Annotated in this window: 10 protein-coding genes; 9 read left to right on the top strand and 1 reads right to left on the bottom strand. The window is 46.6% G+C overall.

The window, feature by feature from the left end; translation table 11 throughout:
- Positions 1-66: 66 nt before the first annotated feature.
- The 3 genes from H6849_01090 to H6849_01100 all read left to right on the top strand — a co-directional run bounded on the left by H6849_01090 (position 67) and on the right by H6849_01100 (position 2,997).
- Positions 67-768, top strand: coding sequence for a hypothetical protein (locus H6849_01090; protein USO01632.1), 702 nt, complete (start codon positions 67-69; stop codon positions 766-768).
- A 157-nt stretch (positions 769-925) separates the two neighbouring features.
- Positions 926-1,261, top strand: a complete 336-nt coding sequence (gene trxA / locus H6849_01095) for a thioredoxin (GenBank protein ID USO01633.1) — start codon at positions 926-928, stop codon at positions 1,259-1,261.
- A gap of 14 nt (positions 1,262-1,275) precedes the next feature.
- Positions 1,276-2,997: an aminopeptidase P family protein gene (locus H6849_01100; GenBank protein USO01634.1), complete on the top strand. Its 1,722-nt coding sequence runs from the start codon at positions 1,276-1,278 to the stop codon at positions 2,995-2,997.
- A gap of 33 nt (positions 2,998-3,030) precedes the next feature.
- Here the strand turns inward: H6849_01100 and H6849_01105 are convergent, their stop codons facing one another.
- Positions 3,031-6,309 (bottom strand): PDZ domain-containing protein, encoded by a 3,279-nt coding sequence (locus H6849_01105; GenBank protein ID USO01635.1) that lies wholly within the window; start codon positions 6,307-6,309, stop codon positions 3,031-3,033.
- A 112-nt stretch (positions 6,310-6,421) separates the two neighbouring features.
- On the opposite strand from H6849_01105, the gene H6849_01110 reads away from it, so the two are divergent.
- The 6 genes from H6849_01110 (at position 6,422) to H6849_01135 (ending at position 14,021) form a co-directional block, all read left to right on the top strand.
- The gene (locus H6849_01110; protein ID USO01892.1) at positions 6,422-9,166 is read left to right on the top strand and encodes a 2-oxoglutarate dehydrogenase E1 component; all 2,745 of its coding nucleotides are present in this window, start codon (positions 6,422-6,424) and stop codon (positions 9,164-9,166) included.
- A 120-nt stretch (positions 9,167-9,286) separates the two neighbouring features.
- Positions 9,287-10,543, top strand: a complete 1,257-nt coding sequence (gene odhB, locus H6849_01115; protein USO01636.1) for a 2-oxoglutarate dehydrogenase complex dihydrolipoyllysine-residue succinyltransferase — start codon at positions 9,287-9,289, stop codon at positions 10,541-10,543.
- Between the two features lie 34 nt (positions 10,544-10,577).
- Positions 10,578-11,969 (top strand): dihydrolipoyl dehydrogenase, encoded by a 1,392-nt coding sequence (gene lpdA / locus H6849_01120; protein USO01637.1) that lies wholly within the window; start codon positions 10,578-10,580, stop codon positions 11,967-11,969.
- Positions 11,970-12,060: 91 nt separating this feature from the next.
- The gene (locus H6849_01125; GenBank protein ID USO01638.1) at positions 12,061-12,366 is read left to right on the top strand and encodes a YggT family protein; all 306 of its coding nucleotides are present in this window, start codon (positions 12,061-12,063) and stop codon (positions 12,364-12,366) included.
- On the top strand, positions 12,366-13,214 hold the full coding sequence (locus H6849_01130; GenBank protein ID USO01639.1) for a bifunctional 5,10-methylenetetrahydrofolate dehydrogenase/5,10-methenyltetrahydrofolate cyclohydrolase: 849 nt from the start codon (positions 12,366-12,368) through the stop codon (positions 13,212-13,214). Before H6849_01125 ends, H6849_01130 begins: the two co-directional genes overlap by 1 nt.
- A gap of 12 nt (positions 13,215-13,226) precedes the next feature.
- Entirely contained in the window at positions 13,227-14,021 is a 795-nt protein-coding gene (locus H6849_01135; GenBank protein ID USO01640.1) for a hypothetical protein, read from the top strand.
- Positions 14,022-14,040: the final 19 nt, after the last annotated feature.

Genomic DNA, 14,040 nt, shown 5'->3' on the forward strand with positions numbered 1-14,040 from the left:
AATAATAAATTTAATATTAATAAGTAATGAGTATATTTTTTATATTTATTAAACTGTGAAACAATCATGAAAAAAACAAACAAAAACTCAGTGCTTTTTCCATCAGCAATGAGCATCCTTTTTATTACCTCAATCGCGGCAAGTAACGACAACGTAACAGCCATAACCGATATCGTTCTTGAGCCCTCTTCTCCTGCTGTGCCTGCACACATAGAACCTGTTTCTGTTGGGTGTTGGGGCTCATTCATGCGTTGCCTCGGGCGCACAGCAGATGTCATCGAAGATGGCGCCATTCAGATAGAACGCCTTTCTGCGCAAGTATCCCGCATATCTCAAATCACAGGGAGTGCAGCAGATGTTATCGGCATTCAAATAGATACATTCTTAGCCTTGGCTCCTGAGGGATCTCTGAGTGCCGAAGCACGAACAAATATTTTAAAAACCCGTCAAGCAATGCAGAATATACACGATTACAGCGCCATTGTATCAGGGCATGCAGCTACTACTGAAGAAGCATTAGCAGGGATTCGCACAGGAGGAATAACTTTTGAGACTGCCCTTCGAACGGCACGATTGGTACGCACTGCATTACCATCAACCGAAGATACCCGCGAAGCACGCGCTGCCCTTGATATGATTTTTGCCACAGCAAAGGCTGCTAAGGACGCACACGCGAAAAATGTGGGTAAAATCCCCAATAGTGTCACAGAACTCTCTCTTCCTGTGGACAAGAACGCAGATGAAAACCCAAATCCTTATATCGTGTAAACACAAAACTATTCATCTATAATCTTCTTTTGTGAGGCTCGGGATGCATTTCCCGAGCTTCATACAGGAGAACATAAATATATTTGCAAAATCCTCTTTCACTGCCTAGAGTAATAGCGTTATATTGCAGATCCATAATCAAGAAAAAGGATACACCATGTCAGGAAAGCACACGATTGCAGCCACAGATGCAACACTTGATCAGGAAATTGCACTATCATCAGTTCCTGTTCTGATTGATTTTTGGGCCCCCTGGTGCGGCCCTTGCAAAATGTTGAGTCCGATTCTGGAGGAACTGGCTAGCGAAATGCTTGATGCCGTAAAAATCGTCACAGTCGACGTTGAAAAAAATCCCGAAGCCGCCACAAAATACACCATTGCCAGCATCCCAACACTTTTGTTACTCAAAAACGGAAAAGTATTAAGCACAAAAACGGGGTTCTCACCCAAACCAACCCTCATGGCATGGATCACCGAACACACCCAAAAATAGAGAAGAATACGCAAATGCTTCCCCTTGTCCGCGCTGCAGAGAAGGTAAAAAAATCCCACCTGGGAGCCTTTGTGACATTTCGCACGGACCACCACCTTAACGAGTACTTACCTCCCGCCGCAGAACACCTAGCATGGCTCACAGGATTTACAGGAAGCGCAGGCCTTCTTATCATAACCCCTGAAAAAACAGGGTTATTTGTAGATGGCCGATACGCAACACAAGCGCCCCAACAAGTCCATCCGGGTGTTTGCGTTCACTCATGGAATTGGAAAGAAATTAAAACATTCCTTCATGAGCACGTTCCACACGCGATCCCCATCGGTATCGACGCTGACCATCTTTGTGCAGAAAGTGCCTGCATGTGGCGTGAAACGCTGAGCAGTAGAAACCCTCTATCCTTTATATCCGGTTTTATTGATGAAATATGGGATGCACGCCCCCCTTGGCCTTGCACACCCTTTGTTGATTTAGATGAATCATTTTCTGGCGCCGCAACAGCAACAAAACTAGCCAAGCTGCAACAAATTATCCATAAGAAAAATGCAGACGCACTGGTAGTTTCAAACCTGTGTGCCTTAGCATGGCTTTTGAATATCCGCGGGTCTGACCTTGAGCACACACCGGTTAGTTACGCCTATGCTTTTGTGCCAGCCACCGGTAATCCTGTTTTATTTACACGAAGCCCCTACACAGGAAAGGCACCCGTTGATAAAAAAGACTACGACAGCTTTGTTCCCTATATGGGAACCCTGCAGGGCCTTCGACTCTTACTTGATCCGTGCGAAACAACCGAGGCACTGTGGCAATACCTTCATAAGGCCCACGACGTAATCCCCACCCCCAATCCGGTAGTCCCTTGGAAGGCACAAAAAAACACAACGGAAATCCAAGGATTTCGAGACTGTCACATCCAGGACTCCCTTGCCTTGTGCGAAACGTTTGCATGGATACATGACACCCATACCCACAAACGTCCTTTGTCAGAAATAAGCATTGAGGCGTTCATGAATGAACACCGCCGCCAAAAGCTATACAATCGTGGGCTCAGCTTTGACCCAATTGTGGGCTGGAATGCTAACGGTGCCATTATTCATTATCGCGCAACACCCCATACAAACGCTGGCATTTCCGGAAATGGGCTTCTGCTGATTGATTCGGGCGGACAGTACAAGAATGGTACAACAGATGTAACACGCACCTTAGCCTTAGGCTGTCCCACTCCTGATCAGATTTCCGATTATACACACGTGCTCAAGGGGATGATCCACCTCAGCCAAGCCCATGTTGATGAGGGAACATCCGGTATGGCACTTGATACACTTGCACGTACACCTATCATCCACTACGGACAAAACTATGCTCACGGAACGGGTCACGGTGTTGGTCATAGCCTCAGTGTGCACGAGGGGCCTTTTCATATTTCCCCACGCGCCACAGACGTTGGACTCAAGCCTGGCATGGTCCTATCCAATGAGCCTGGTATTTATCACCCCGGAAAGTATGGCATTCGTATTGAAAACCTTATGGTCGCTCTTCGAGGAACAGACGACTATATAGTATTTGAAACCCTCACACAGGTTCCTCTTGATCGCACATTAATTGACAAGAACATACTGACCCCTGAAGAAATCGCCTGGGTTAACGCTTATCACGCCGGAATCATCTCTCGCATCCAGGAGCATCTTACACCGAGGGGACGTTCCTGGTTAACACAAGCATGTGCGATACTCTAAAACCAGGGTTCACTTGCGCCCCCATCATCCTCGTTACGCTTTTTTCTTTTGCCACGCAGCAAGATTAGGCCGGGATTTCATATCCAATTGTAGTGGAGGCTTCTTTTTAAGTTCCTTAAGAGCCTCAGAAATTCCACGATCAAGCTGTGGATCTTTGCCTAATGCAAAATCCTGTGGTGTGATCTCTACTTCAATATCCGGATCAACCCCATAATTTTCAACACTCCAGCCCAAGTCTTTAAACCAAAAAGAATACTCTGGTTGTGTCGTCATTCCACGATCTGCAAGACCGTGACTAGGGCTAATGCCAATCACCCCTCCCCACGTACGCTTGCCGATCAAGGGACCTAGATCTAACATTTTGAAGCAATGGGAAAAAATATCACCATCAGAGCCTGCGTATTCATTAGTTAGCGCTACCATGGCTCCTGACGGGGAATCAGCAGGATAGGTCATAACTCCACTCCAGCGACTCATGTCGTAACCCAGACGCTGGCGCATCAATTTTTCGAGCAACAAGGGAGAAACAGACCCCCCGCCATTAAAACGAACATCGATAATTAAAGCATCACGCGCGCACTCCTTCAGATATCCTCTGTGAAACTCCCCGAATCCCTCTTTCCCCATGTCAGGAATATGTACGTATCCCACCTTACCTTTGGTTGCTTTATGCACATAGGAACGGTTCGCATCCACCCAGGCACGGTAGCGGAGTGACGTTTCACTTGGCAGTGGCTTAACGGAAACATACCGAGTCTTCTTCTGACCTTTTGGTAGGACAGTTATGCGCACCTCATGGCCTGCCTGGTATAGCAAAACTTGACGAGGAGATACTTTTTCAGATAAGGAAATGCCATTAATCTCCGTTATTACATCTCCCTCGTTCATACGCACACCCGGGTGAATAAGCGGTGAGCTCGATGCCAACTTTCCCACATTTCCTGTATAAATTTTGGTGATACGGTAGCCCTTAGCCTTGGGGTCATAAACAAAGTCTGCGCCAATTTTCCCCACACGCAGTTTGGGGGTCGGCTGCTCATCCCCACCCATCACATAGGCGTGAGAAGTTCCCAGCTCACCCTGGACCTCCCAAAGCAAATCTGTTAAGTCAGCGCGGGACCCTAGCCTTGCTACAAGAGGCTGATAGCGGGTATACACATCCATCCAATCGATTTTCGACATGTCTTCAACCCAGAAATTATCACGCTGTAGTCGCCATGTTTCATCAAAGATTTGCTGCCACTCCACCCGAGGATCAATACGTATCTTCAGGCGTTCCATATCAATCCATCCGGATTTTTTTGACGGACTATCATCAGAATCATCTGGTTTTTCGCCTGCCTTACACACCCGAAGACTACCCTCATGATCTGCATACATAAACCACTGATGGTTCAGCGATAGCTTTTCATCAACAACCTGCGAAATAAGTGTTTCCGTTTTTTTGGATTCGTAATCAAAAACCTTCAAAATCTGTCCCTTGGAACGCGATGCGTTCCCGGGCATGTGGCCCAAGATTACCTTGCCAGGTACACCCATCACCAAGGAATAGACACCAGCAGGGACAGGAAACTCAAGAACGCGGGTCTCAATTCCCTCAAAGTCGATTCCCAAGGATTTCTGGGGTTTTTCTTCATCCTCGTGCGTAGCATCAGGGGCTTCTTTTTTCTTTTTCTTCCCTTCACCTGCCTGAGGTTCGCTAGCAAGCTCTTCTGGTCTATCAACGAAAGGATTCTCTCCGTCTGCCTGCAAGACAATGGCATAAGGCTTTGATCCACGAGGAAAATGCATATCAAAGTGCAAAGTATCCCACACGGGTTGGAACTCCCCATAGCGAATAAAGTAAAGATACTTACCGTCCGGATCAAAGGACGGATATCCATCACGCAGCACAGGCGTTGTAACCTGATGGGCTTTCTTTTTCTTGATATCCCAAACCATTATCGCCGTCGTGTTTTCACTCAAGCACTTGCCGTACGATATCCATGCACCATCAGCGGACCAACACACGCCCGCAACTCCCCCAAATGCACTGCGATCAATGAGTGTAATCTTCCAACCCTTGATCTCCACAAGCAAAAGTTCGTGGCGATGGTTGACAACCAACACCTGATCCTTTTTCCCAGAAGGTAAAAGATCCACCACACGACCCAGTTTACCACTCGATGGATGAGGAGCATTGACACCTCTTTCTTTTTCAGAGGCTCTTTCTGCGGGGGACATGGCTATCCTTACAAGAGTTGTGGCGTCGTATATACCTAAGCGCTCTTCGCCATCGGCATCATTGACAGCAATCAAGCGCTTGCCATCATGCAACCACCGTGCCAAACGAAAACGTCCTGTGCTGGCCGGATCAATCACATATGTAGCTCCTTCGTGGGTTCCCATATGCAAAGCTTTACCCCGCGAGGTCACTGCCACATGACGACCTGACGGGTGTAGATCAAAATCTTGTAGGTAGTCCTCAGGATCAACATAACGCGATGCCGCTAACGGACGATCTGACTGGAAGGGAACATCAATCTTCCCCCCCGCACCTGTCTTAGCATCAATGCGATAAAGGCTACCACCTGATGAGTACACAAGGCTCTCGCCATCTGTGGATAAATGACGAACGTAATAGTCTTTATGATCTGTTAGACGCTGCAAATCTTTCCCGGCACTATTGATGGAGTACACATTCCCCATTCCCTCGTGATCACTAATAAAATATACCCGAGAATCCACCCACACTGGACGCGAACAATCGGCAGGAGGAAGATCGACCAACACAAAGTTTCCCTTACCCGAAGAGTCAATCCAAATTTGACCTGCCGTGCCCCCGCGATAGCGCTTCCAATACGCATACTCCCGATAGCCGTGGCGCTGCATAGCGCACATCCCTGTCTTACTATAACTTAAAAATTGGGCGCTACGAGAAAAAGGAAGATCACCAATCTGGCTTGTTTCGATGTCCACCGTATGAATAGCATAATAGCGCGTAATAGCCTGAAAAGCTGATGTGCGGAAAAGAACTGTTTTGTCATCACGCCACCCCACAACCGTTGCGTTTTCATCCACGTAAGTGAGGCGCGTTGACAACCCTGTTGCCATACACATGATATAAACTTCTTCTGAACCCTCATGCATTCCTGAAAACGCTAAAAATTTTCCATTGGGTGAGAATACAGCATTGCGATCAACACCCGCTTGGGTTGTTAGTCGTCGCGGGATTGTTTGTGTGGAGAAGTCATAGGCCCACAAATCATCCTCAGCGGTGAAGATAAGGATATTTTTGTGCATTGTGGGATAGCGATAGTAACCTGATGTCATGAATTTTTAGAGAGAATTTTACCTACTAATAGCAGATTTGGCCTAGGCCGCTAAGGGTTTTTCGTATAATTTTATCACTAGGGAGACTATGAAAGAGTTCTGAGCCACTGTGCTGAGCCATAATCGTGCCTATATAGAGGCACTATACCACCACTACATTACCAATCCAGAGAGCCTCGATCCGTCCTGGAGGGCTTGGTTTCAGGCAGAAAACCAAGAACCTTTATTTACGGGATCCGATGGACAAAAGACGAACGATGACGTTGATCGTACAATCAAAGCCCTTATGTTCATACGCTCTTATCGTGTGAGAGGTCACCTGCACGCAGCTCTTGATCCCTTAAATCTTGAGAAGCGACCCGCACAGACTGAGCTTGACCCCATCACTTACGGCTTTGAGGCAAAAGATAGGGAAATACCCATTGTATTAAATGGTGTACTTGGTTTTGAAAAAGCATCCATTTGCACAATTGAAGAACGGCTCAAACGTGTCTATAGTCACCATATTGGTGTGGAGTTCATGCACATCCAAGATCCTGAACAAAAAAAATGGATACAACTTTATGTGGAGAATCATCCCATTGATGCACACATTACTTCAGAAGATCGCCTTGCAATTCTTACCTCTCTGGCACGCGCCGATATTTTTGAGAGCTTCCTAAAAGCCAAATTCCCAGGAGCCAAGCGATTCGGTCTTGAGGGGGGTGAGGCACTTATTCCAGGACTAAATGCGCTGCTTGAAGTTGCAGCCAATGAATCGGTTCGTGATATTTCTGTAGGGATGGCACACAGAGGACGCCTAAATGTTCTCGCCAATGTCCTAGACAAAAAATTAGCACACATTCTCTTTGATTTTCTGGACAGAGCACCCACACCAAACAGCACCCACCTTGGGGATGTGAAATACCACAAAGGATTTTCGACAGATCGTACAATCAATACATCACAGATTCACCTTAATCTTGCCGACAACCCCTCCCATCTTGAGGCTGTGAATCCGATTGTTGCGGGGCGCGTCCGCGCCAAACAAGCCTACTTTCGCATCCAAAATCCGGGGGAAAACCCAAAAGATGCTATTATGGGCCTCCTCATTCACGGTGATGCTGCCTTTGCAGGGCAGGGTCTTGTCGCAGAAACACTCATGCTCTCAGAGTTACCAGGATATGAGTGTGGGGGGATCATTCACGTCATCATCAATAATCAAATCGGATTTACAACCAAGCCCAAGCATGGGCGATCATCCCCTTACCCCTCTGATGTGATGAAAATGATTCAAGCGCCCGTTCTTCATGTTAATGGTGATGATCCCGAGGCTGTTGTTTTTTGTTGCCGCATGGCCATGGAATTTCGTCAAAGGTTTCACAAAGATATCCTGATCGACTTGCACTGCTATCGTCGTATGGGGCACAATGAAATGGATGAACCTAGCTACACACAACCTCTTATGTATGCGTGTATTGGGAACCACAAAAATGTTTACACACAGTATAAAAACCAGGGAACCCAGCACAATTTTTTTAGTCCTGATGAGATACAAAAAATCGAAGAGACGATCCATAATGATCTTGAATCGGCGTTTGTTGAGTCTCAAAAAATGGCAACACCACCAGAACCCGAATGGAAGTGTGGGGCATGGAAAAATCTGGCAAAAAAAGCAGTCACCAAAACAGCAATCACCCGGAAAATCTATGATAGCTTAGCACGCACCTTGACAACCATCCCTCATGGCTTTCACATACATCCCAAGCTAAAGCGTCAACTAGAGACAAAAAAAGCCGCGTTGGCAGCCGGGAGAAACCTCGATTGGGCTATTGGTGAGGCACTGGCTTTTGGATCCCTCGTACATGATGGTTTTCATGTGCGACTTTCTGGTCAGGATTCTGGACGAGGAACATTCGCTCATCGTCATGGACGGTGGATTGACACAACCAATGAGTGTACGCACACACCTCTGGAACACATTGGACGGGGTGTTTTTGAACTTATAGACAGCCCCCTCTGCGAAGCTTCCGTGATGGGGTTTGAGTATGGGTTCAGCCTAACGGATCCTCGAAACTTTGTCATGTGGGAGGCACAATTCGGCGATTTCTCCAATGGTGCCCAAGTGATCATTGATCAGTTTCTTGCCTGTGCTGAATCAAAGTGGCATCGTTTGAACGGCCTTGTTTTATTACTCCCTCATGGCTATGAAGGACAAGGATCTGAACATTCTTCGGCACGCCTGGAGCGTTTTTTACAAATGTCTTCTCAAGAAAACTGGACGGTTGCAAACTGTACAACCCCCGCCAATTTCTTTCATCTTTTGCGCAAGAATGTGGCACATCCCACACGAAAACCGCTTATTATCATGACACCTAAATCTCTGTTGCGTCACAAATTAGCCGTATCAAGCCGTGAAGACTTTATCAGTAAAAGTGTGTTTCTTCCCTTGCTTCCCGATCCAGATAATCCCTCTTCTACCCTCATAAAAACGGTGGTTTTATGTTCAGGAAAAATCTTTTATGATCTTCTTGTACACCGCCGTGAGACCCAGCGTCAATCCGATGTGGCCCTGATCCGTGTGGAACAACTCTATCCTTTCCCCCACGATCAAATCATCGCTGAACTCATCAAATATCCCCACGCAAAGGTTTTGTGGGCCCAAGAAGAACCTGAAAACATGGGGGCGTGGACATATATGGATCGTAAAATCGAAACCGTTCTCTTGCACCTTAAACGCACACAGATATGGCCACAAAAAATCACGCGTCTTTCTAGTGCTTCACCAGCAACAGGATCTCCTAGTCAGCACGCACGTGAGCAAGAGGCTATAATTGCAGAGATTTTTTCACAGGATAAAAAAGCAAACAGGAAGTAGTGGCCCAATCGTTACACAGACACCAACATATCGAATCACACCAACACATCCCCTTGCTCTTCACTGTCTAAAGCATTAATGTGTTATTTATAGAGGCTTTTACAGAACTACACTCATCGCATGATCGACATTCGTGTGCCCCAGCTGGGCGAATCCATTAATGAGGCTACTATCGCCCGTTGGCTGAAAAGCCAGGGGAATTTTGTTAATCAAGATGAGCCCTTGGTTGAACTTGAAACAGATAAGGTTACGCTTGAGGTTACCGCTCCTACCTCCGGAACGCTTACGATCATTTTAGCACCGGCAACTACTGAAGTACGTGTTGGAGATGTCATCGCCAAGATTAATGAATCTGTTTCAACAAACGCCAGTCCACCAGACGCTACGCAAAAGCCCCAGGACACAGAAAATCCCCACAAAACACCACCACCGCCTGTCTATCAAACGGCTTCACAAGATGACAAGCCCCCTCAAAAAAAAAATGGTAACCCAAACCTCCCATACCATAACATTCACTTAACACCGGCCGCCCGCCGTCTAGTAGCCGAAGAAAAAATTGATACCACACAGTTCGAAACACGTATCTCTTCACGCCGTATCACCAAAGGAGATGTACTGTCTTACCTGGAACGAAACCACAATCCCAACACCGCGCAAGAGCCATCTTCACACACTCAGAACGTCAAACGCGTTCCCATGTCACGGATACGCTTGCGCATTGCTCAGCGATTAAAGGAAGCCCAACATACGGCCGCGACTCTCACAACATTTAACGAGGTCGACATGACTGCTATTCTGGCACTGCGCACAGACCAGCAATCATCTTTCACGCAGATGCACGGTGTCAAACTTGGGCTCATGTCCTTTTTTGTAAGAGCAAGTGTCGCCGCTTTACGTAAATATCCCCTTGTAAATGCCTCCATTGATGGGACAGATATTCTGTACCATACAAAAATAAATATTGGGGTTGCCGTCGCTACCAAAGATGCTCTTATTGTTCCTGTTATTCACAGCGCCGATACAAAAACATTTGGTGACATTGAGCGTGCACTTATTGACGCGCGCGCACAAGCAACGAAGGGACAGCTCTCACCATCTGACCTTGCGGATGGAACATTTACTATTACCAATGGGGGCGTGTTCGGGTCACTCCTCTCAACGCCCTTGCTTAACCCCCCCCAGTCCGCAATTCTGGGCATGCATACCATACAGAAGCGCCCCGTTGTGAATGCAGATGGTGCGATTGTTGTGCGCGATATGATGTATGTAGCACTAAGCTATGATCATCGCCTTATCGATGGAAAAGAAGCCATCAGTTTTCTTCTGACAATCAAAGAAAATCTCGAAGACCCTTCCCGTCTTTTTCTCGCTTTCTAAAGGACGCCAACACAAAAACTACAAAGGATTATCTATGTCTTATGATTACGATATCGCCATTATCGGAGGAGGTCCTGGTGGATATTGCGCAGCCATACGGGCAGCGCAGTTGGGGTTTCGGGTTGTATTGATTGATAAACAGCAAGCTCTGGGTGGGACATGCTTGCATACGGGGTGTATCCCCTCAAAAATTCTTCTCCATGGATCAGCAGAGTTTCATGGCCTGAAACACATCCATGCCTTTGGTATCCATGTGAAAAATCCCACGATTAATATCTCTGAGCTGATGGCATACAAGCGTGCCACTATTGATGGCTTAGCCAAGGGAATCGATAGCCTATTTGCCCTTCATTCAATCACACATATAACAGGAGAGGCCTCCTTTCTGGATGAGCACACGCTCAGCATTGGGAAATCATCGCTCACCGCCACAACGATTATTATCGCCACAGGATCTTCTGTGACCCCTCTCGATGGCATCACCCCAGACGGCAAAACCATTCTCGATTCAACTGATGCCCTTTCACTCACAAAAATCCCGCACACACTCGCGATTATTGGTGGGGGATATATTGGACTAGAGTTAGGATCTGTGTGGGCGCGTCTTGGCTCCACGGTCACGATTGTCGAGTATTCTGATGCTATTGGCACAACTCTTGATGCGGATGTCGCCCAGGTTCTGCGGCATAATCTTGAGGATATTGGCATCACCTTCCTCACACATACAGAGGTCACCCACGCAGAAAAATTCCCAAAAAGCATTAAGCTCACGCTGAAAAATCGCTCAGATCAATCCATCACTACAGCCACATTCACACAGGTCCTTCTCAGCATCGGGCGAACGCCCTACACGGCTAATTTAAATTTACAGGCGGTAGGTATTGCCTGCGACGACAGAGGGTTTATTCCTGTTGATCAAGAAAACCGCACATCAATACCCCATATTTACGCCATTGGTGATGTTGTAAAAGGCTTGATGCTTGCTCACCGTGCCTCCGATGAGGGGGTCACTTTGGTTGAGCGCCTGAAAGGGCATAAGGTATGGACCAATCCTCAAGTCATTCCCTCTGTTATGTACACCAATCCCGAAGTGGCCCAGGTCGGTAAAACGGAAACACAGTGCTTGCGGGAAAGTATTTCCTACACAATAGGGAAATTTCCTCTCACTGCTAATAGCCGGGCACGCGCCGTCAACATGACGGGGGGATTTGTAAAAATTCTTACCAACCCCTGCACAGATAGGGTAATCGGGGGGACAATTATAGGGGCACACGCAGGAGAACTCATTGGAGAAATTGCCCTCGGTATGGAAATGGGGGCTTCCAGCGAGGACATCGCCCGAACCTGTCATGCGCATCCGACTCTGTCTGAAGCAGTACGTGAGGCTTCGTTGCAGGCATTTGATAAAGCCATCCATATCCCCTAGGGGACGCTTTATACCGCAGGATACGCTTTCACTTTTCCTTTAGAGAAGTTCATGCTAAGTTTCCCTCACTTTGTATATCGTTTTTTTTCACATGAGTATTCTTGGAACACCTTTATTAAAACTACTTCTCACAGTGCTAAGTCTTTATAAATGGGCGATTATTGCTGGGGCAATCCTCAGCATCTTACAAGCCTTCACCATTGTTAATGGCTACAATCGCTTTGTGCTTATGATGAATGATTTTATTTTCCGCATTACGGAGCCCCTCCTTGCCCCGATTCGGCGCTTTTTGCCACATACGGGCTCTATTGATCTCTCGCCGCTTGTGTTAATTCTTCTCATCACATTTTTGGAGAACGTTTTCATTAATGTTGCTGTGAGAATGATTGGGTCCTAATGATGCATACTCTGCTTGATGGTATCACCACTGCTAAGCAGCGACGCCAAGATCTTACGCAAAACATTCGGGCTCTTCGCACAAAAAATATTTTTCCACACCTTGCTGTGGTGCGCGTAGGCGATGACCCCGCAAGTCAGGCCTATGTCACAATCAAACAAAAAATATGCGCAACAGTGGGAATCGACACAACACTACACGAACTTCCTAAAGAGGCTTCAGAAGATGAAATCCATACCCTCATTGAAGCCCTTAACAACAATCCTGAAGTCGATGGAATTTTATTACAGCTTCCCTTACCTGGCCATCTAAATGCCCGTCAATGTCTTAATTGTATTGCCCCAGAAAAGGATGTCGATGGCCTTACCGATATTCACGCACAAAATCTTGCCAAGGGAACACCTGGTGTTATTCCCTGTACACCCCTTGGGTGTATGAATCTTTTGCGCGCATATAATCTCTCTGTAAGGGGTCAAACGGTTGCGATTATTGGCAGATCTCCCCTCGTAGGCACACCACTACGCTATTTGATGGAGCAGGCTGGCGCAACGGTCAATGTCATCCACACGCGCACGTGCAACCCTCATCTCATCGCACGTCATGCAGATATCCTTATTAGTGCGGCAGGCGTTCCACATTTGGTCACAGACTTTTGGGTCAAAAACGGCGCTATTGTTCTTGATGTCGGGATCACACGCCACAATAATAGACTCGTTGGCGATGTAGACTTTGAAAAAGTTGCACCAAAAACATCATACATAACACCCGTTCCCGGGGGTATTGGTCCAATGACAGTACAAAGCCTCTTGGAAAACACATTAAAATTAAGTAAAATGAGAAATAATTAATAATAAAAATATATGCGATTTGCTTATTATAAAGAAATTTTTACCGCTTTTTTAATAGTTACAACATGGGTAAAGAAATGTAATGCTTCCTCCGCATATGAAGAAGAAAGTAGCTGCTATCTAACACCCCGATCACTAAATTTAATCCCTGCAGAAAAAACACCAGCAGCCCTCCCCGTAGACCTCAAAGCAAAAACCAGAAACCACCACACAGAAACGCTTGCAACACCCCCAACATTGGCCCGAAGAGACCGATTAGTTCTTGAAGACCTCTCCTTGGCCCATGCCGTCGAAGAAGACCCAAAACCCTATGCTGCCCGAACTATTGAGTATTATGAGGCTTATCTCAATAAGAAAATAACGCACAAGACGCTTCCTGATATTTTAAAGAATATATGCGATGTATCTGATCAGGGACATAGCAAAAGTGAGGCTGATCTTTTCATGTTAGGGGCTATCGTATATGGCTGTGATGCATTTTCTTCCGGTCAGCGCTCACATCTTTCTGATCAGATCGAAGCCTTGCGGCAACACTATTGGATAATTTTACCGTCCAGAGGAAAAAAAGAGGAATACCTCTCCCCTGACGAAGCAATCAACCTAGGACCAATCCAAAAAACCATCTGCTCGATCAAAAGAAATCTCTGGGTGGGACATTGTGGTATGCTTTTTTCACGATCCAAGGCAGCAGACGCAGAGCCCATACCGATGTGGACAATGATGGGGTTGGTCTTTTTTATTCCCCGCTCACACGATCCTGAAAATTCCCTCAGAAGCGTAGCTATTAATGGCTTTATAAGGCCCTAGAAGTACCTCCTAACACGAT

It is taken from the genome of Alphaproteobacteria bacterium (assembly GCA_023898725.1).
Lineage (GTDB): Bacteria > Pseudomonadota > Alphaproteobacteria > JAUHZC01 > JAUHZC01.

Bases quoted from the DNA above. Each gene is read 5' to 3' on its own strand.
- H6849_01090 (USO01632.1), top strand. From the start codon at position 67: ATGAAAAAAACAAACAAAAACTCAGTGCTTTTTCCATCAGCAATGAGC.
- trxA (USO01633.1), top strand. From the start codon at position 926: ATGTCAGGAAAGCACACGATTGCAGCCACAGATGCAACACTTGATCAG.
- H6849_01100 (USO01634.1), top strand. From the start codon at position 1,276: ATGCTTCCCCTTGTCCGCGCTGCAGAGAAGGTAAAAAAATCCCACCTG.
- H6849_01105 (USO01635.1), bottom strand. From the start codon at position 6,309: ATGACATCAGGTTACTATCGCTATCCCACAATGCACAAAAATATCCTT.
- odhB (USO01636.1), top strand. From the start codon at position 9,287: ATGATCGACATTCGTGTGCCCCAGCTGGGCGAATCCATTAATGAGGCT.
- lpdA (USO01637.1), top strand. From the start codon at position 10,578: ATGTCTTATGATTACGATATCGCCATTATCGGAGGAGGTCCTGGTGGA.
- H6849_01125 (USO01638.1), top strand. From the start codon at position 12,061: ATGAGTATTCTTGGAACACCTTTATTAAAACTACTTCTCACAGTGCTA.
- H6849_01130 (USO01639.1), top strand. From the start codon at position 12,366: ATGATGCATACTCTGCTTGATGGTATCACCACTGCTAAGCAGCGACGC.
- H6849_01135 (USO01640.1), top strand. From the start codon at position 13,227: ATGCGATTTGCTTATTATAAAGAAATTTTTACCGCTTTTTTAATAGTT.